15 protein-coding genes and 1 pseudogene are annotated in these 19,907 nt (G+C 45.5%); 10 read left to right on the forward strand and 6 right to left on the reverse strand.

The genetic code is table 11. The features are described 5' to 3' along the window. Positions 1 to 43 precede the first annotated feature (43 nt). The 3 genes and pseudogenes from V6E90_RS02090 to V6E90_RS02100 all read right to left on the reverse strand — a co-directional run bounded on the left by V6E90_RS02090 (position 44) and on the right by V6E90_RS02100 (position 5,935). Positions 44 to 1,516: pseudogene (locus tag V6E90_RS02090) on the reverse strand (efflux transporter outer membrane subunit). Positions 1,517 to 1,526: 10 nt separating this feature from the next. After that, a complete protein-coding gene (adeG, locus tag V6E90_RS02095) occupies positions 1,527 to 4,706 on the reverse strand; it encodes a multidrug efflux RND transporter permease subunit AdeG (RefSeq protein WP_332604382.1) in 3,180 nt (1,059 codons plus the stop codon). Positions 4,707 to 4,711: 5 nt separating this feature from the next. Continuing rightward, positions 4,712 to 5,935: an efflux RND transporter periplasmic adaptor subunit gene (locus tag V6E90_RS02100; protein ID WP_332604383.1), complete on the reverse strand. Its 1,224-nt coding sequence runs from the start codon at positions 5,933 to 5,935 to the stop codon at positions 4,712 to 4,714. Positions 5,936 to 6,131: 196 nt separating this feature from the next. Between V6E90_RS02100 and V6E90_RS02105 the strand changes: the two genes are divergently transcribed. Further along, positions 6,132 to 7,163: a LysR family transcriptional regulator gene (locus V6E90_RS02105; protein WP_016541851.1), complete on the forward strand. Its 1,032-nt coding sequence runs from the start codon at positions 6,132 to 6,134 to the stop codon at positions 7,161 to 7,163. A gap of 121 nt (positions 7,164 to 7,284) precedes the next feature. Further along, positions 7,285 to 8,652 carry a PQQ-dependent sugar dehydrogenase gene (locus V6E90_RS02110; RefSeq protein WP_065342559.1) on the forward strand — a complete coding sequence of 456 codons (1,368 nt, stop codon included), beginning with the start codon at positions 7,285 to 7,287 and terminating at the stop codon, positions 8,650 to 8,652. Between the two features lie 311 nt (positions 8,653 to 8,963). Here V6E90_RS02110 and V6E90_RS02115 read toward each other — a convergent pair whose 3' ends face one another. Both V6E90_RS02115 and V6E90_RS02120 read right to left on the reverse strand, forming a co-directional pair. Next, complete coding sequence (locus tag V6E90_RS02115; RefSeq protein WP_332604384.1) at positions 8,964 to 9,323, reverse strand: hypothetical protein; 360 nt, start codon at positions 9,321 to 9,323, stop codon at positions 8,964 to 8,966. A gap of 344 nt (positions 9,324 to 9,667) precedes the next feature. Beyond that, on the reverse strand, positions 9,668 to 10,060 hold the full coding sequence (locus tag V6E90_RS02120; protein WP_016660691.1) for a hypothetical protein: 393 nt from the start codon (positions 10,058 to 10,060) through the stop codon (positions 9,668 to 9,670). Between the two features lie 362 nt (positions 10,061 to 10,422). Here V6E90_RS02120 and V6E90_RS02125 point away from each other — a divergent pair, with 362 nt between their 5' ends. The 4 genes from V6E90_RS02125 to V6E90_RS02140 all read left to right on the forward strand — a co-directional run bounded on the left by V6E90_RS02125 (position 10,423) and on the right by V6E90_RS02140 (position 15,048). After that, the gene (locus tag V6E90_RS02125; RefSeq protein ID WP_332604385.1) at positions 10,423 to 11,766 is read left to right on the forward strand and encodes a spinster family MFS transporter; all 1,344 of its coding nucleotides are present in this window, start codon (positions 10,423 to 10,425) and stop codon (positions 11,764 to 11,766) included. Positions 11,767 to 11,855: 89 nt separating this feature from the next. After that, positions 11,856 to 12,866 (forward strand): AraC family transcriptional regulator, encoded by a 1,011-nt coding sequence (locus V6E90_RS02130; RefSeq protein ID WP_332604386.1) that lies wholly within the window; start codon positions 11,856 to 11,858, stop codon positions 12,864 to 12,866. An 84-nt stretch (positions 12,867 to 12,950) separates the two neighbouring features. Beyond that, positions 12,951 to 14,057: an NAD/NADP-dependent octopine/nopaline dehydrogenase family protein gene (locus V6E90_RS02135; RefSeq protein WP_332604387.1), complete on the forward strand. Its 1,107-nt coding sequence runs from the start codon at positions 12,951 to 12,953 to the stop codon at positions 14,055 to 14,057. Between the two features lies 1 nt (position 14,058). After that, positions 14,059 to 15,048, forward strand: a complete 990-nt coding sequence (locus V6E90_RS02140) for a 3-hydroxybutyryl-CoA dehydrogenase (protein WP_332604388.1) — start codon at positions 14,059 to 14,061, stop codon at positions 15,046 to 15,048. 57 nt (positions 15,049 to 15,105) lie between these two features. Here the strand turns inward: V6E90_RS02140 and V6E90_RS02145 are convergent, their stop codons facing one another. After that, a complete protein-coding gene (locus V6E90_RS02145) occupies positions 15,106 to 15,573 on the reverse strand; it encodes a MarR family winged helix-turn-helix transcriptional regulator (protein WP_032860853.1) in 468 nt (155 codons plus the stop codon). 148 nt (positions 15,574 to 15,721) lie between these two features. On the opposite strand from V6E90_RS02145, the gene V6E90_RS02150 reads away from it, so the two are divergent. From V6E90_RS02150 to V6E90_RS02165, 4 genes are read left to right on the forward strand one after another with little or no spacing between them, the layout of a single operon-like run. Beyond that, positions 15,722 to 16,834 carry an amidase gene (locus V6E90_RS02150; protein ID WP_332604389.1) on the forward strand — a complete coding sequence of 371 codons (1,113 nt, stop codon included), beginning with the start codon at positions 15,722 to 15,724 and terminating at the stop codon, positions 16,832 to 16,834. Positions 16,835 to 16,852: 18 nt separating this feature from the next. After that, positions 16,853 to 18,019: an acyl-CoA dehydrogenase family protein gene (locus V6E90_RS02155; RefSeq protein WP_332604390.1), complete on the forward strand. Its 1,167-nt coding sequence runs from the start codon at positions 16,853 to 16,855 to the stop codon at positions 18,017 to 18,019. Positions 18,020 to 18,060: 41 nt separating this feature from the next. Next, complete coding sequence (locus V6E90_RS02160; RefSeq protein ID WP_332604391.1) at positions 18,061 to 18,588, forward strand: nuclear transport factor 2 family protein; 528 nt, start codon at positions 18,061 to 18,063, stop codon at positions 18,586 to 18,588. A gap of 30 nt (positions 18,589 to 18,618) precedes the next feature. After that, complete coding sequence (locus V6E90_RS02165; RefSeq protein WP_016652772.1) at positions 18,619 to 19,899, forward strand: aromatic ring-hydroxylating oxygenase subunit alpha; 1,281 nt, start codon at positions 18,619 to 18,621, stop codon at positions 19,897 to 19,899. Positions 19,900 to 19,907: the final 8 nt, after the last annotated feature.

Below are 19,907 nucleotides of genomic sequence, written 5' to 3' on the forward strand. Positions count from 1 at the left end.
ACCGAGAAAATCTACATCCTTGTATATTTTCCCAATTTAAGCCTTATTGCCGTACCAACTCCACTTGCCCTGTATACCATCCACCACCTAAGGCCCGAATAAGATCTACACTGGCAATCATTCGACTACCATGAAGCTGAGTAGCCAATTGCTCTTGCTGCAAGATACTCCGATCCGAATCAATCACATCCAGATAACTAATGCTGCCTTCACGATAACGCAAATGTGAAAGCTGATTGGCATGTCGGGATGACGCAAGTGCTTGACCCTGAGCCTGTATTTGCTGATCCAGAATACGCTGATCAGACAAACCATTTTCAACCTCACGGAAAGCATTCAGCACGGTCTGCCGATAATTGGCGACACTCTGCTCATAGCCTGCACGTGCCTGAGCAACGCCCGCCTTACGTTGTCCACCATCAAATAAAGGTAAAGATAAAATTGTGCCCGCTACAGGGCCGAGTAAAAAAGTTCGACTCGACCATTTCCCCAAATCGCCTAAACTTGATGATTCATAACCCAGCGCACCAGTGAGATCAAGTTTTGGGAAAAAGGCAGCACGGGCAATACCAATCCGTGCATTATCGGCGGCCATAGCCCGTTCAGCAGCAGCGATATCGGGACGACGTTCAAGCAAGCTCGAAGGCAAACCCGCAGGGAGACGAAGCGCAGTAGCGGACAAGGGTTGAATCGCTAAGCTAAATTCGGCAGGTGGTTTGCCGAGTAATACCGCCAGAGCATGTTCGGTATTGGCGCGATTCCGTGTAATGCTGAGTGCAGTGCTTTGGGCGGTAGAGAGTTCCGTTTGCGCACGAGAAACATCCAGATCACTGGCAAGACCATTGCGATAACGTGCTTGAATCAAATTTTGATTCTCTGTCAGTAACTTGATGTTTTGCGTATAGATGGCTTGTTCAGCATCGAATTGACGAATTAGAAAGTAAGCCTGTGCCACATCTGCTTGCAGTGCTAACAGTGCAGAATGATACAAGGCTTCCTGTTGTTGTACATCTGCGGTCGCTGCATTGATACTGCTGGCAACCCGTCCAAATAGATCCAGTTCATAGGAGACATTGGCTTGCGCCCGTCATAAGGTACGTGCAGATGTGGATGCATCCGAATCAAGTCCTAAAGATGCAGGTGATGGCTTTTGACGGGTGGGCCCAAAACCTGCGCCAATGCTGGGTAAACGTTCAGCTTGTGCAGCAGACCTTAAAGCGCGTGAGGCCTGAATATTGGCTGCGGCGGCCTTTAAATTCTGGTTACCTGCAATGGCCTGCTGTTCCAGATCATTCAGTTGCGGATCATTAAAAATCCGCCACCATTCACCGCGAGACTGTGCATCGGCAGGTTGCGCGATGGTCCAGTTGGGATCATTCAATTGAGCATCCGCTTCCTTGAATTGCAACGGAATAACCACCTTGGCTGGCTGATATTCTGGTGCCAATGAGCAGCCTGCAAGCAGCAGGCTTCCCATGAGTGAGGAGAGTATCCAGTGTGGTTTGAATCCTATCATGGCCTGCTCCTTAGTGATCGTGTGAACTGTGCAGAGGTGCTTCATGCACCGCAGCTGAATGCAGTTTATGTTTGCTGTTCAGGGTACGAATCAATACATAGAAGGCAGGGGTTAGGAACAAACCAAAGAAGGTCACCCCGATCATACCAAAGAACACCGCAACGCCCATGGCATGACGCATTTCAGCACCCGCACCTGTTGATGTGACCAGTGGAACCACACCCATAATGAAGGCGATTGAAGTCATCAAGATCGGACGCAAACGTAATCGACTGGCTTCAACTGCAGCATTGAATGCGGTCGCGCCTTGCATTTCCAGTTCTCGGGCAAATTCCACGATCAAGATGGCATTCTTACAGGCCAGCCCGACCAGTACCATCAAGCCGATTTGGGTAAAGATGTTGTTATCACCGCCTGTGAGCCAAACTCCTGTTAGTGCCGCCAAGATACCCATTGGCACAATCAGAATCACGGCTAATGGCAAGGTCAGGCTTTCATATTGCGCTGCCAAAACCAAGAATACTAACAATACACTGATCGGGAACACCCACAATCCGGCATTACCGGCCAAGATTTTTTGATAGGTCAGATCGGTCCATTCAAATTTCACCCCACGTGGCAAGGTTTCAGCGGCAATTCGTTCAACTGCTGCTTCGGCTTGACTGGATGAATAACCCGGAGCAGGACCACCGTTAATATCCGCTGCGGTATAGCCGTTATAGCGCACCACCATTTCTGGGCCATAGGTTTGAGTGACATTGACCAGAGAAGACAGCGGCACCATTTGCCCTGCATTGTTACGGGTTTTAAGCTGTAAAATATCTTCAGGATTGGCACGGAACGGCGCATCGGCTTGGGCACGGACCTGATAGACACGACCAAAGCGGTTAAAGTCATTCACATATTGTGAACCCAGATAAATCTGCATGGTATTAAATACATCGGTCACGGCAACGCCTTGCTGCTTGGCTTTGACCCGATCCAGATCAACATTTAGTTGCGGTACATTGATTTGATAACTCGAGAACATTGGCCCCAATTCAGGTGCAGATTGTGCCGCCTTCATAAAGGATTGTGCTGCGTTGTTTAACTCGGCATAGCCTAAAGCACCGCGATCTTCGAGCTGCAGTTTAAAGCCGCCCATGGTGCCGAGACCCATCACTGGTGGTGGCGGGAATACCGCAATATAAGCATCTTGAATCGCGGCGTATTTCTGATTCAAAGCACCTGCAATGGCATTGGCAGAAAGATCAGCTGCTTTACGTTCCGCAAATGGTTTTAAGGTCACAAACACAATCCCTGCGCTGGAACTGTTAGTAAAGCCATTAATGGATAAGCCAGGGAAGGCCACCGCACTTTCTACACCGGGTTGTTTCAGCGCGGCATCGCTCATTTTACGAATCACGGTTTCGGTTCGATCCAGTGAGGCACCATTGGGTAATTGGGCAAAGCTGATCAGGTATTGCTTATCTTGTGCGGGCACAAAGCCACCCGGAACGATATACGAAATTCCAATGGTCAGACCGAGTAAAGCTGCATACACCCCCATCGCTGAAGCTTTATGCGAAATCACCCGACTAACGCCACGACCATATTGATCCGATGCACGTGAGAATACGCGGTTAAACAAGGCAAAGAAGCGTCCGAAGACACGGTTCATCACACGAGTCAGGAAGTCAGGTTTGGCATCATGACCTTTCAGCAACATGGCGGCCAACGCAGGTGACAGAGTGAGGGAGTTGAATGCCGAAATCACAGTGGAGATGGCAATGGTCATGGCGAATTGTTTATAAAATTGCCCTGTTAACCCTGTCATAAAAGCCAGCGGGACGAACACGGCAACCAAGGTCAAGGCGATGGCAATAATTGGTCCACTGACTTCACGCATGGCACGGTAGGTGGCATCTCTTGGACTGAGTCCTGCTTCAATATTCCGCTCGACATTCTCCACCACCACGATGGCGTCATCGACCACGATCCCGATGGCGAGCACCATCCCGAACAGTGACAGGGCATTGATGGAATAACCAAAGGCCAGCATCAAGGCGAAAGTACCAATGATGGAAACAGGTACTGCCAGTAACGGAATGATTGAGGCACGCCATGTTTGTAAGAACAGAATCACTACCACAACTACCAGTGCAATCGCTTCAAGCAGGGTATGAATCACCGCTTTGATACTTGAGCGTACGAATTGGGTCGGGTCGTAAACGATGTCGTATTTAATTGAAGATGGAAAATCTTTAGACAGTTCCGCCATGGTGCTACGTACTTGGTCAGAGACCTGTAAGGCATTGGCACCCGGAGCTTGGAAAATTGGAATCGCCACCGCCTGTTTATTGTCCAGTAATGAACGCAAGCCATATTGTGAAGCGGCCAGTTCAACACGCGCGACATCACCCAAACGCGTTACTGCACCATCCGTAGCCGTTTTTAAAACAATATCGGCAAATTCCTGTTCGGTACTTAAACGACCTTGTGCATTCACCGAGAGCTGTAAGGGTGAATTATTGGGTGCAGCACCAATGGTTCCTGCAGCCACCTGAATATTCTGTTCACGAATCGCATTGACGATTTCAGTGGCGGTGAGATTGCGTTGTGCCACTTTTTGTGGATCTAACCATACGCGCATGGCATAGTCACCCGAACCAAACAGACCCACTTCACCGACACCTTGTAGGCGTGCCAGACGGTCTTTGACATTGAGTACGGCATAGTTACGCAAGTAGGTCATGTCATAGCGATTATCAGGTGAGGTCAGATGCACCACCATGGTCAAGGTTGGTGAGCTTTTTAGCGTGGTCACACCGAGACGTTGTACATCTTCGGGCAAACGCGGCAAAGCTTGAGAAACTCGGTTTTGAACCAGTTGCTGTGCTTTGTCGGGATCAATGCCGAGCTTGAAATTGACGGTAATGGTCAGGTTGCCATCGCTATTGGCCTGAGACTGCATATACAGCATGTTCTCTACACCATTGATGGATTCTTCCAAAGGAGAAGCAACCGTTTCAGCAATGACTTTCGGGTTGGCACCCGGATATTGGGCACGTACCACGACAGAGGGGGGCACCACTTCTGGATACTCAGAAATGGGTAGTTGGAAAAGGGAGAGTAAGCCCGCCAGTAGAATCAGGACGGACAGCACCCCAGCAAAGATCGGGCGATCAATAAAAAATTTAGAAATATTCATGCGGATTAACCTTTTGCCGAAGTTGAGGTTTTATCTGTAGGCTGAGGTTGTTGTACTGTGTTATCGGCAATAATTTGAGGATTCGGCATAGGGACCAGATGTGGACTGACAGGATCACCCGGACGGATACGTTGCAAACCATTGACCACGATTCGGTCACCCACTTGCAGGCCGCTATTGATGATTTGCAAGCCATCTTGTTGCGCACCCAATTTAACTTCACGATATGCGGTTTGGTTTTTGGCATCGACCACCACCACAAAACGTTTGTCTTGATCGACACCAATCGCCGTTGGGCTAATCAGAATCGCTGCACGAGGTTGCCCACCGCCCAGACGAATACGGGCATACAGCCCAGGAAGCATCACCCCTTTGGGATTATCAAAGGTGGCGCGGACACGGATGGTGCCTGAGGTGGTATTTAAATTATTGTCGATCGAACTGATATAACCTTCACGGCTAAAACCAGACTCATTGGCGAGACCTAAATAGACAGGCACTTGGGCTGAATTGCGTTGATTGCTGATGTATTTTAGATAAGTTTGTTCATCAACATCGAAAGACGCATACAGACGTGACACCGAAACCAAACTGGTGAGGACTTGGGCGCCATTGCCTGCGGAAACCACATTACCCACAGTGACTTCGGCACGGGAAATACGTCCACTGACAGGGGCGGTAATACGAGTATATTCCAGATTTAAACGGGCAGTTTCGACAGCGGCTTTAGCGGCTTGCAAGTTGGCATTGGCTGAACGTGCTTCATTTTCCGCTTGATCAAGCTCTTGATGGGCAATCGCGTTACTTTGAATTAAGCGCTGGTTACGGCCCAAATTTGCTGAAGAGTAAGTGACTTGTGCTTCCGCAGAAGCCAGTTGCGCTTTGGCGCGATTCAGCTCTGCTTCAAAAGGACGTGGGTCAATGGTGAATAATAAATCTCCTTTGTTGACCAAGCTACCATCTTTGAAGTGAACGGCAATCAGTTTACCGGAAACTTGGGGTCGAACATCAACCTGATCAATGGCTTCAAGCCGCCCTGAATATTCTTGCCAGTCGGTGATGGTCTGACTGACCACACTGGCGACATCAACGGTTGCAGCAGGCGGTGCACCTGCTGTTGGAGTGGCTTTCGCATCTGCATTTTCTTGGAAGAGAATAAAACTGCCACCCGTTGCAAAAATAGCAAGAATGACGGCAGACAGCGTCAGCTGTTTGCGAGAAAGTGACATGGGATGCTCCTGGTTATTTGAATCCCTGTTTTCAGACTTTTTGTTTTGGTCTGTATGGGAGAAACAGGTTTATGGAATGAAAGGAGCATAAAAGTTTGTCAATTACGAATAAATATACTAAATTTGATAACACTATTCGTATTTTTATAATAATTGTTGTGTGAAACAGAAAAATGCAACAATGAGGAGTGGGCGTGTGGATCTATTTCATGCAATGAGAGTCTTTAATAAAGTGGTTGAAACCAACAGCTTTAGTTTGGCTGCCGATAGTCTGGGACTACCGCGTGCTTCGGTGACCACCACCATTCAGGCTTTAGAAAAACATTTACAAGTTCGCTTACTGAATCGAACCACGCGTAAGCTCAGTTTAACCCCCGATGGCGCAGTCTATTATGACCGTAGTCTGAGAATTCTGGCGGATGTTGAAGATATTGAGGCGTCCTTTCATGATGAGGAGCGAGGCCCAAGAGGGCGCCTAAGGATTGATGTGCCTGTCTCGATTGGTCGTTTGATTTTAATTCCAAGATTGCGAGAGTTTCATAACCGCTATCCCGATATTGATCTGGTTATAGGCATGAATGATCGTCCTGTAGACTTGGTTGGTGAGGCGGTGGATTGTGCGATTCGGGTGGGAGAATTACAGGACTCGAGCTTGATTGCCCGCCGTATTGGTACGTTCCAATGTGCAACAGCAGCATCGGCATGTTATTTAGAAAAATATGGTGAACCGAAGACACTTGAAGATTTACAAAAAAATCATCAAGCCATTCATTTCTTTTCCAGTCGTACAGGGCGCAACTTTGACTGGGATTTTGTGGTCGATGACCTGATTCAAAGTGTCAGTGTCAATGGACAAGTGTCTGTTAATGATGGCGATGCTTATATCGATTTGGCCTTGCAAGGCTTTGGTCTGATTCAAGGTCCACGTTACATGCTGACCAATCATTTTGAGGCAGGAACGTTAAAAGAAGTATTGCCAAAATGGACGCCTGCACCGATGCCGATTTCAGTGGTGTATTTACAGAGCCGCCATTTATCTCACAAAGTCAGAGTCTTTGTTGACTGGGTGGCGGAACTGTTTGCAGGCTGTCCATTGCTTGGTGGCAGTGCTTTGCCACTGGATCAGAAATGTGAATTTGCCTGTGATCAGAAAACCAATCATGAATATACCATTCGGACTTTGGTGGAGCAGCATAATATTGCTGAGGCACGTGCCTTAAAGACTTAAAAATCATGAAAGCTGAGATAGATTCTTTTGGGGTTTGATCTATCTCATATATCGAATACCATGTTCATACATAGACGAGATCCTCTTACTTGTATTACAACAATAAAAAAGGAGATTAATCATGTTGCCTCAATTGAAATGCGCCCTATTGGGAAGCAGTATTGTTCTCGTGCTTTCAGGTTGTAGCGCCGCATCTAAATATCCGATTTCAGCAAGTTATGGCCAGCAACCGGTATTGCCCAAACCGCAGTCGAGTTTAATCCCGACCGTCAATATTGCCCCAGCTAAGGGTTGGCCTAAAGGGGTAATGCCGACGCCTGCAGAAGGTTTAAAAGTTCAGGCATACGCCCAAGGGCTAGATCATCCAAGATGGTTGTATGTATTACCAAATGGTGATGTGTTGGTAGCTGAAACCGATGCACCACCTAAGCCTGATGATACGAAGGGGATTCGTGGAAAAATTGCGAAAATGGTGATGCAACGTGCTGGAGCATCTTTTCCTAGTGCCAATCGTATCCGTTTATTGCGTGATCTCAATGGTGATGGGATTGCCGATAAAAATACGGTTTTTCTGGAAAATTTAAATTCTCCTTTTGGTATGGCTTTGGTCGGCAATATGCTCTATGTCGCCAATACCGATGCCTTGATGCGTTTTCCTTATCAGGATGGCGCGACAAAAATTACGGCGCAGGGAACGAAAGTTTTGGATCTACCCGCAGGAAAACTCAATCACCATTGGACCAAGAATGTGATTGCAAACCCAGCAGGGACAAAACTATATATCTCTGTTGGCTCCAATAGTAATGCGGCTGAAAATGGCTTGGATCAAGAAGTTGGTCGAGCACAGATTGTGGAGTTTGACATTGCCACTGGCAAAGCAAGGCCTTTTGCGACAGGACTCAGAAACCCGAATGGCATGGGCTGGCAGCCTCAAGGTGGTCAGCTCTGGACGGTAGTAAATGAGCGTGATGAGTTAGGCAGTGATTTAGTGCCTGACTATATGACCTCGGTGAAAGATGGCGCATTTTATGGTTGGCCCTATAGTTATTTTGGTCAGCATCTCGACACGCGAGTAAAACCACAAAATCCAGATATGGTCGCTCGTGCGCTTAAACCTGATTATGCGCTGGGAAATCATACCGCATCTTTAGGCTTGGCATTCTATGCCACTGAGTTAATGCCACAATATCGCGGTGGCGCATTTATTGGTCAGCATGGTTCATGGAATCGTAAACCGCATAGTGGCTATAAGGTGATTTTTGTACCGTTTAGAAGTGGCCAACCTGCTGGGGAACCACAAGATGTATTGACGGGTTTTTTAAGTGATAAAGGCCAAGCCTATGGACGCCCAGTCGGTGTGGCCATAGATTTTTCAGGTGCACTGTTGGTGGCTGATGATGTCGGGGATGTGATTTGGCGAGTGTCACCGATTGCTCAAACCACTTATGAAAGTCCTATGCAGGAACGAAAAACGAGTGTTTTGAAATGAGAATAACGATTCAGCCCCTATTCTAAAGTCTGTTTTTGCTCGGAGCATTTAAAGTGCTGGGTAGACAGTTATGTATTGTTTGTGTGACTTAATATGTATTTTGATACTTAAGATGTGATATAAATTACATTATTAGCGATAGTTAATATCGTAGTCCCATTCTCTTCCCCAAGAGTCTGGGATTTTTTTTATCTGAGAAATCATTGCTGCCTATTTTGGACGTTTTGATTGGGAGTCAATCTGCTTTAGATGGTTTTTGGTGGCAGATCTGAAAAAATATTTTCCAGACCTGATTTTGAAAAGGGCTGCGTTTATTTCTTTAGTTTAAAACGATATTTGCATTTCAGACAGCGATAGTCCTGAAAAATATTTTTGTCGACCATGATACCTGCTTTTTTCCCAAATATATTTCCAACCACACCACCTGTGATTCCTGCACTGATTGCACCAACAAAAGTGCCTACCGTACCACCGACAATCACACCTAAGGGCCCAGCAACCGTACCAATTGCCGCACCGATGGAGGCACCACCTGCAGCACCACCGACTGTACCCGCAGTTGTACCTGCGGCCGTCAGTAATACACCGCCCGTAGTTCTCAATAATTTGTCATGATTACGTGTTTCAATTTCTGTTGAACCACATTTAGGGCATTCGATAGGTTTTTCCATAAAACGATTTATCCTGTCTTTCTTTATTGAGTCACCCAGTTGACTGTGCTCGCGCAGAACTGTGAGCCAAGATCATACTTTGGAAGAAGATATGTTTCTGATGAGAAAAATCAGCGACATCACTTTTTCAGCTTTGATTTTAGCGGAACAATGCCATAAGTATTTATAGTTCATGTAAATCATCTGAGCGTTTATCTGCCCGTATTTTCTAGAAGTGAAATAGCTTAGGGAGGTGGTGTGATACAGCGATAGATTCAGTAGAAAAGAGATCGTTACTGAATGGGATGGCTCAAATAAACAATAAAGCTCCTGTTGTGACAAGAGCTTTGTTGCTTGCTCAATTTTTAGGGTAAAAATGTTTCTTGCAAATAACTCCAGACCATTTTTCCGTTAATTTCTTCAATCAATGCGCATGAGCGTCGAATCAGAACACCAGACGCTTTGGTATGCTTTTCGGTATAGGTCAAAACAATCGCATCGGGCTTTTGCATCAAAACTTGTTCGTCATAGATTTCAATCTGGATATCAGGCATTTTACCTTGATTATTGGCAAATAGACCTTTCACTTGTTCGAGTGAAAACTGTTTTCCAGCCGCACCGACCATTTCAAAATGATCCGCAAAATAATCAATCAGCAGGGCAAGGTCTTGTTCTGCATGTTTGCCACTAAAAATGTTTTCAATCAAGACATGCATGCTATGAATGCTTTCGATTGCTTGTTCTTTAATGAGTGCCATATCCTTTTCCATTGAAACTAATGATCTCAGTTTATTTTAAATCAAAATTAAATGTAAAATTCAATATAATTTTAAATTAATTTAAACCTGAATTTTTTATAATTGTTCATTTTTATCATAAAAACATGCATTTTATCATTTGTTTATATTGAATTTAGGGATATTTTATGCAGCACAGGTTTTCCATCATGGCAAAAAAGGTATAACTTTATACCTGAAATATTATGGAAAATTCCATGTAAAAATAATAATTATATAAAAGGATTATTTTCCTTATTGAAGACAGAACAGGAAATGGATTCTGGTCGTGTGGTCTCCAATAAGAAGACGCATTAGAAAAAAGACATGGACAAGGAAGCAAAATGGATACGCAATCTACTGAGCCGAAACCAGCTCAATCAAATCTCTATGCATGGTATGTGGTACTACTGTGCATGTTGGCTTATATCTTTTCATTTATTGATCGACAAATCCTCGCGCTGATGATCGAGCCGATTAAAGCGGATCTCGGGCTTTCGGACACGCAATTTAGTTTATTACACGGTTTAGCATTTTCCCTGTTTTATGCCTTTATGGGCCTACCCTTGGCATATCTGGCAGATCGTTTCTCCCGTCCAAAAATTATTGCCATCGGGGTGGTCTTTTGGAGTATTGCAACGGCATTTTGTGGTCTGAGTAAAAACTTTCTGCAACTATTTTTGAGTCGCATGGGCGTCGGAGTAGGTGAAGCCGCGTTGTCTCCAGCCGCCTATTCAATGTTCAGCGATATGTTTAGCAAGGATAAGCTTGGACGCGCTGTTGCGGTTTATTCGATTGGCTCTTTTGTCGGCGGCGGGATCGCTTTTCTGGTCGGCGGCTATGTGATTGGTTTGCTCAAAAATATGGATAGCATCATGGTTCCAGTTTTTGGTGCGCTTAAAGCATGGCAAGCGGCCTTTATTATTGTGGGTCTGCCGGGTGTCTTTATTGGTTTATTGGTTTTACTCACAGTGAGAGAACCACAACGTAAAGGTCAGCGTCTCAATGCACAGGGGCAAGTCGAAAAAACCAGTATGAAGGATGCATTCAAGTTTATTAAAAAGCATGGTCGCACCTTCAAATGTCACTACTTAGGTTTTACTTTTTACGCGATGGCCTTGTATTGCCTGATCAGTTGGTCGCCTGCATTTTATATGCGCAAGTTTGGTCTCACGCCAACTGAAGCGGGCTATATGCTCGGGAGTGTGTTACTGGTGGCCAATATTCTAGGCGTATTTTGTGCGGGTTGGCTGAATGACTGGTTTATTCAAAAAGGCCGTAAAGATGCGCCGATGATTACTGGCGTGATTGGGATTGCGGGCTTAATTATTCCGATGATGATTTTTACTCAGGTGAATGAGTTATGGTTATCGGTAGTGTTTTTAGTGCCTGCGATGTTCTTTGCTTCATTCCCAATGCCGATTTCAACCACGGCTATGCAAATGTTGGCGCCGAACCAGTTACGCGCACAAATCTCAGCGGTATTCCTATTGATCAGTAATTTGGTTGCCGTTGGAATTGGCACCACATTGGTGGCCTTGATTACCGATAAGGTGTTTGAAAATCCACTCATGGTTGGTATGTCACTGTCGATTGTGGGTACGATTTCTTGTGTGCTGGCTTTTATCCTATTGAAAAAAGGCTGTCAGGCATTTAGTGACAGTATGCAGCAGGAACATGCATCTTGATTTGATGCTGCACTGAGTAGATCACAGGCCCATTCATTGTAATGGGCTTTGTGCTTGCTTTGATTGATTCATCACAAGGGAGTGAAATGATGCAAACAACTTTGAAATTGGATCATCTGCATTATCTGGATGAGTTGTTATTATTTAAATCTAATGATTATCAAACCATTAAAGATCGAATCAGTCACTACCTCTGCCCACATCGCTTTGATGTCGAGACACATGAGCCATTGAATACTCGATTAAACGGTTTTAGTTTTGGTCGTGGTGCTTTGTATGATCTGAAATATAGTGCGCCCGTCATGATCAACATTGAGGATAGCGCCGACTTTTATTTATTTCGAATCACACTGGAAGGACAATGCCAGATTGGATTTGATCAGCACAAAATCATGCAATCGGTTGGGGTGATGTCAGTGACTCATCCGCATACGCGACAGCAGATCATTACCAATCAGCATTGCCGTAATATTATTTTAAAATTGGCACAGCAGGATATCGAGACTCAGCTGTTTAACATGTTGGGGCATTGTAGCCAAGACCCCCTGCGTTTTGATCCATCTTTGTCATGTAGCGCGGAAGGGATGGATGCGATCATTGAAACGCTGAATTATCTGTGTCATGCCTATTATCATATTCAGAACTGGAGCTTTATTTCAGCCAGTTTTAGCCAGTATTTGATTGAACTTATTTTGTTGAAAATTCCGAATAATTATACCGAACGCTTGAATGCTCAACGACAACAGCTGCTACCAAGTTATATGAAAAGAGCACAGCAATATATTCGAGAACATGTACAACAGGCCATTTCATTGTCTGATCTAGGTCAGTATTGCGAGGTGTCGATAAGAACCTTGCAAAAAGGCTTTAGCCAGTATCTACAGCAAAGCCCAGTGGAGTATATTCGTGAGCAACGCTTGGAGCGGGTGCATTGGGCTTTGCAGCATGCACAGGCAGATGAAACTGTCACCGATATTTTACTGGATCATGGCATCCAAAGTTTTGGGCATTTCTCCAGCCTATATAAGAAACGCTATGGTTGTCTGCCATCGTACACCCTCAAAAAAGATGCTGCGCCAGTCAGTCAAATGCGTGCGTAAATGGAATATTCACTGCGCATTTGGATAAGCCATCAGGCTGTGATCGTTCTATGCTGAATGACAAATCAATCAGCAGGAGCGCACATGAAAATTACAGTACTCGGTGGTGGACACGGATGTTATGCCGCAGCGGTGGAAATGGCAGAAAAAGGCCACGAGGTGGTGTTATGGCGTCGTGATAGAGAAGCTTTGCAGCAGCTTGCCGCAACGGGCGAGCTTAAGATCAAAGATTATCAGGGTGAGCGCTCAGTGAGTGTTGGCTTTGAGAACAGCCAGATTAATCTCTCGGATCATTTAGAAAAAGCCATTCAGCATGCGGAGCTGGTCATTATTCCTTTGCCTGCCACCACGCATCAGGATTTGGCCAAGCAGGCGGCGCCGTTTTTTCAAGCAGGACAAGTGGTGTATTTACCACCTGCGACCTTTGGCAGCTTTATCTTTGCCAAGGCCATGCGCGAGGCCGCTAACAATGCCCAAGTGGCTTTTGCCGAAACTGGGACCTTACCGTATTTGGTACGTAAGCATGGGGTCAATCAGATTGTGGTCAGTGGTTATGCGACCCGTTTACCGACTGGGGTTTTTCCAAATGTCTTGTCTGAACATGCATTTCAAGTTATCAAACAGGCTTATCCAAGTGTAGAACCGATTGAAGACAGCCTCAGCGGTGCTTTGATGAATGCAGGGCCAATTATTCATCCACCATTGATTTTGATGAATGCTGGACCGCTGGAACATTTTGAAGCTTGGGATATTCATCATGAGGGTACACAGCCCTCAATCCGCCGTGTCACCAATCAGTTGGATGCAGAACGTATGCAAGTTCGGGAAGCACTCGGCTATGCTGCACCGCATTTCCCTTTAGCCGATCACTACAACAAAGAGGGTGAAGGTAAGGAGTGGATGTATGGACGCGGTGCACATGGCAAATTAACCGATAGTGGTGACTGGCGTGAAGACATCGACCTGCAGTCACATCGCTATATGCTGGAAGATACGCGTCTGGGATTATCCTTTCTGGTTTCGGTCGGGCGTTGGGTGGGGGTGGCTACCCCTGTAGCAGAAGGATTATTAAATATTGCTGCTGCGGTGACTGGCAAAGACCTATATCAGCAGGGTCGGACTTTTGAGAGCCTAGGATTGGCAGAGAAAAGCAAAGCCGAGTTGCACGTGATTTTGCAGCAAGGGGTCTAGGATGAACACAATTCAACAGGTTGCGGTATTGGGTGCTGGGCGAATGGGCAAAGCGATTGCGATAGCCTTTGCCTATGCAGGACTGAAAGTTGATTTGATTGATGCCAGAGAGCGTAGTGAAGTTGAGTTCGGGCAATATCAGAGCCAGATTCAAGCTGATTTGCAGCAGGAGTTAGGGTTACTTGAACAGATTCAATTTATTCAGCCTGAACAACAGCTTTTTATTTTGGATCAGATTACGATTCTGAGTCGAGCTGGCTCTGTACAGCGCTTAGCAGGCTGTGAGCTTGTAATGGAAGCCGTGCCAGAAGTGAAACAGGTCAAACAGGAAATTTTTGCTTGGTTAGATCAATTTATTTCACCCCACTGCATTGTGGCATCGACTACCTCTACTTTTCTGGTCACTGATATTGCAGAGATGATTTCACATCCAGAACGGGTGTTGAATGCACACTGGCTGAATCCTGCCTATCTCATTCCACTGGTGGAATTAAGTCGTTCAGAGCAAACTTCTGAGCGCGTGGTTGCGCAACTGAAAAGCTTTTTACAGTTGATTGGGAAAGTTCCTGTGGTGTGTCATGCCAAAGCAGGCTATATCGTGCCACGGATTCAGGCCTTGGCAATGAATGAAGCGGCGCGGATGGTGGAAGAAGGTGTAGCCTCGGCGGAGGATATTGATATCGCGATTCGGACAGGTTTTGGTTTACGCTTTTCGGTATTGGGCTTACTGGAATTTATTGATTGGGGTGGTGGCGATATCCTGTACTATGCCTCGCAATATTTACAAAAAGAGTTAGGTGATCGTTATCGAACACCTGAAATTATTGCCGAAAATATGCGACAGCAACGCAATGGCCTACGCGAGCAGCAGGGCTTTTATGACTATCAGCAGGTCGATATTCCTGCCTATAAGCAACAGGTTTTGCATACTTTTTCAGATCGGATTGCCGCAAATCAGCTTAAGCCGCCGTTTAATATTTTAAATCAGTAATTAGCTTGGTCCGCACTTTTGCCCATCTCTGCAAAGACATGGGCTTTTGTTGTTGCCTTAACTTGAGGGCATTAAATCAAACAGCTTTTTCAATTGACCATTAAGCTGATGCAGTTCAGCATCATCAAAGGCATTGAGAATCCCAGATAAAGTGACCTGACTAATTTGGTTAATTTGCTCAACCATTTCTTTCCCCTTGTCAGTGAGTTTCACCATTGAAATACGTTCATCTGATTCAGATGAGAATACTTGCACAATATCATCTTCGACCAGACGGTAAATGGCTTTGGTTGCTGTGGTCAGCTTGAGGGTAGAAAGGTTGGCAATCTCGGTGATACTGGCTTGTTCGAGCGCATTGGTACTTAAAATAATTTTACGACGTGTATTGTCGATACCTAATTTTTTAATTGATTTTTCAATAAGTTGTGTGTATTTACCATTCACTTGCGAGATCCAGAAAAAAGGATAGCTCTGTAAGCTGCTCGGTTCATTGTTGGGTAGAAATTGTTCTAAATGAGTAAGCATAGCCAAGTCATTACTTTTATAAAAATGGACACCCAGCATTATACAAAAATTAGAAACATTTTCTTGATTCTTCGTATCTAAAAATACTTGACAATTACATTACTTTTTCCGATATTTGTATTAAGTATAAAAATACATGGAAAAGTGAATGAATATTATTGTACAAGAGGTACAAAAAGGTACAGGTGCTTTGAAAGTCATGGTCAAGGATTCCATCGATATTCAAGGCATACAAACCATGGCAGGTAGCAAAGCCTTAATGCACAGCCAACCTGCAAGCATAAACGCGGACGTGGTGGATCGTATTCTCGCTGCTGATTGTCAAATTACTGCAAAGACCAATCTGCACGAACTGGCTTTTGGCATCACAGGCATTAATCATGTGTTTGGTACGGCCACGAATCCAAAATATCCAGAACTGATTCCAGGTGGTTCTTCAAGTGGTTCAGCAGCGGCAGTTGCAGCAGGTCTGGCTGATTTCACCTTAGGCACAGATACAGGTGGTTCCATTCGTATGCCTGCGGCATGTTGTGGTGTTTTTGGTTTAAAACCAAGCTTTGGCCGTGTCAGCCGTGCAGGCGTACATCCAGCAACCAGTTCATTGGATTGCGTTGGCCCCTTTGCAAATTCAATCGACATGATTGAAACCGCAATGCAGATTATTGATCCAACTTTTCAGCAACATGCCGCATTGACTCAGGCACCGAAACTGGCTTGGCTGGATGTACAAGCGGATTCTACTGTGGCTGAGTGCATCCAACACTATCTTGCTCAGGCTGATTTACAACCCATCCATGTGACGGTGAAAGGTTTTGACGCTGCGTTTGATGCAGGCATGCAGATCATCAATTACGAAAACTGGCAGGCCTATGGCGAGTTAACGGAAACAGGCTTACTTGGCACAGATGTCAATGCTCGTTTACTCAAGGCTGCTGCTACCACTTTGGCGCAAGTCGAGCAGGCTGAGCAGGTAAAAGCAAGTTTCACTGCTGAGATTGATGCCTTGCTCGATCAATACGACGCTTTGATTTTACCGACTTTACCGCAGTTACCGCCTAAGGTCGCAGAGGCTGAAAATACGGTGGCTTTTTTAAATCTAACGGGTTTGGTTCGGCCTTTTAACCTGTCTGGACACCCTGCAATTTCAATCCCGCTGCAAACTGAACAGGGTCAACCTGTGGGTTTACAAATCGTGGCAAAACACAATGCCGATGAATATCTGTGTGCTGTTGCGACATATATCGTGAGTGCAGCGCAATAACCGAAAAGGAATGAGGGAATGAATAACTTATCGATAAAGGAATGTGTAATGGACACAACCACAACGGAATTAGAGCGCTTGTGTCAGGAAATTCGTGAACGTGCCTGTAAGGGAGAGTTCGATAACCAAGCTTATGTTAGTCAAGACATGATTGAAAAGCTGAAACAGGTTGGTGTCTATCGAGCTTTAGTACCTAAACGTTTTGGTGGCAATGAATGGTCACCCAAACAGTTCTGTGAATTGATCGAGCAACTGTCCAAAGCTGATGGTTCCGTGGGTTGGGTCGCAAGTTTTGGTATGAGTCCAGCCTATTTGGGCAGTTTGCCAGAAGCAACACTTGAGCAATTGTATAAAGACAGTCCAGACATCGTATTTGCAGGCGGAATTTTCCCGCCACAACCTGCCGAAATTACCGATGATGGCGTGGTGGTGAGTGGGCGCTGGAAATTTTCCAGTGGCTGTATGGGTGCAGATATTGTCGGTGTTGGGATTTCACCACAAAAGGACAATGAAGCCCAAGGTTTACCACGTATGGCGGTCATGCCAGCCAATAAAGCCCAGATTGATATGACTTGGGATACGGTTGGTTTGAAGGGTACAGGCAGTCATGATCTGGTGGTGAAAGAGGTGCTGGTAGCGAAGGAATGGACTTTTGTTCGTGGTGAACCTTCAAAACTGCCTGAACCATTTTTTAAATATCCATCTTTATCTTTAGCCACTCAGGTCTTAACCGTGGTGGGGATTGGTGTCGCAGCCGCAGCGATTGAAGAATTTCAAAAATTGGCACCGGGCAAGTCTTCAATTACGGGTGGTGCTGAAATTGCCAGTCGTCCAGTGACGCAATATGAATTTGCACAAGTCGAAGCAGAGTTTAAGGCGGCACGCGTCTGGTTCTACGACACCATGCAGATTGTTTGGAATGAAGTACTGGCAGGACGTACCCCAAGCGCGGAACAGATCAGTGATATGCGTTTGTCTTGTACCCATGTGGCACGGGTTTGTGCACGTGTGACCCGCAAAATCCAGATGTTGGCAGGGATGACCGCGATTTATACCCATAACCCGTTTAGCCGTTTTGTGAATGATACCAATGTAGTGACCCAGCATGCCTTTATGGGGGACGCCACTTTGCAAAATGCTGGACTGGTCAGCTTCGGTATGAAGCCAGCACCCGGTTATTTATAAGCCAGATTTTATCAACTCGTGCGGCAACAAGGATGAATGACATGAATGCGCAAATGGATATAACGGAACTGTTACAACGCTTGCAACAGCTTGAAGCTCAAAATGCGATCCGTAATTGCATTAACCGTTATATGGAAATTTGTGATGCCTTGAATGCTGATACCGACCTGAATGAATTGATGGATTTATTTGATCAAGACAGCATTTGGGAAGGCATTGGCGAGAAATATGCCCAGTCTTTTGGCTGTTATGCGTCTTGGCAAGCCATTTATGACATGTTCAAAAGTTATACCCAACAGCAATCACATTTTGTCATGAATGCGCATTTTGTTAGTTCCGAACAAATGTATATCGAAGCCGATCAAGCCAATGCCAGTTGGATGATGTTGCAGACCTCAACTTTCCGTGATGGTCGTAGCCATTTAAATGCCGCCAAACTCACGGTGCAGTTTAAACAGCAACAGGATGGACGTTGGAAGATCAAACATTTTCAGACTGAAAATATTTTTAGTCGCCCTGTATCTCACTGGGACAGCACAGCCGTATTGCCAGTGCCGTCTCAGCAATAACCAATGGATAGACCGAAAAGGATCGTGGATATGAACAGCAGTATTATTCCAATGCAGAATATTGAGATGGATTACAGTAGCTTAGTGCAAAGTGATCGTGCGCATACCTCATTGTATAAGGACGAAAAAATCTTTGAAGATGAGATGGAAAAGATTTATTACAGCACATGGGTCTGGGTGGCGCATGCCAGTGAAATCCCAGATGCAGGCAGCTATAAAACCATCAATATTGGTAAACAACCTGTGGTGGTGGTACGTGATCGCAAGAAGAAAGTGCATGTCTTGCTGAATCGTTGCCGCCATCGTGCTGCAACAGTGTGTGAACATAAAAAAGGTAAAACCAACAGTTTTGTCTGTCCCTATCATGGCTGGAGCTATGCATTAGATGGTTCATTACGTGGTGTGCCTTCACCTGAAAGCTATGGTGAATGTCTGGATAAATCAGAGTTTCCATTGATCAGCTTACGTGTTGAAGAATACAACGGCATGATTTTCGCCACCTTTAAGCAGGATATTGAACCTTTAGATGATTTCTTGGGTGCTGCGAAAAAATGGATTGACTTGTTTATGAAACAAGGTGCGGGTTATCCAATCAAGGTCTTGGGTGAACATCGTTTCCGTTTTCCGGGTAACTGGAAAATCCAGTTGGAAAATACCACCGATGCCTATCATTTCCCACTGGTACACAAGTCATTCTTAAGTTCAGTCGATGAAAAAACTGAAGAACTGTTTAACTTTGAAAATCAGCCAGGTTATGTCGAAGACCTCGGTAATGGTCACAGTGTCATGGTGATGATTCCTGAACTGGTCGATCTGGATGAAGAATTAATGGAGCGTCCGATTCAGGAACGCTTTGAAGACTTGGCGCAAGCCTTACGTGATGAAGGGCATGAAGAGCTGGAAGTGCGTCGTATTGTCCGTGCAGTCGGTGGTTCTGGTTTCAACTTGAATTTGTTCCCGAACATTGCCTGTTCAATGGCGTTCTTCCGCGTGATGCAGCCGATTTCCGTCAACGAAACTGAGATTCACCATTCAGTCATTACCATGGATGGCGGTCCACAAATTGCCAATCAATATCGCTTGCGTCTGCATGAACATTTCCAAGGCCCATTTGGTTTTGGTACCCCAGATGATTCGGAAGCATGGGAGCGTGTGCAACACGGTGCCAATGCGGGCAATGACCTGTGGATCATGCTCAATCGTGGCCTGCCTGGTGAAGTCAAAACTGAAGATGGCTTAAAGAGCGATGTCAGTGCCGAAACGGGGATGCGCGCTGCCTATCAGCAGTGGAAAAAGATGATGACGGCTTAAGGAGAGCG

Origin of the sequence: Acinetobacter sp. ESBL14, assembly GCF_036668815.1 — a bacterium.
Taxonomy (GTDB): Bacteria; Pseudomonadota; Gammaproteobacteria; order Pseudomonadales; family Moraxellaceae; genus Acinetobacter; species Acinetobacter gyllenbergii.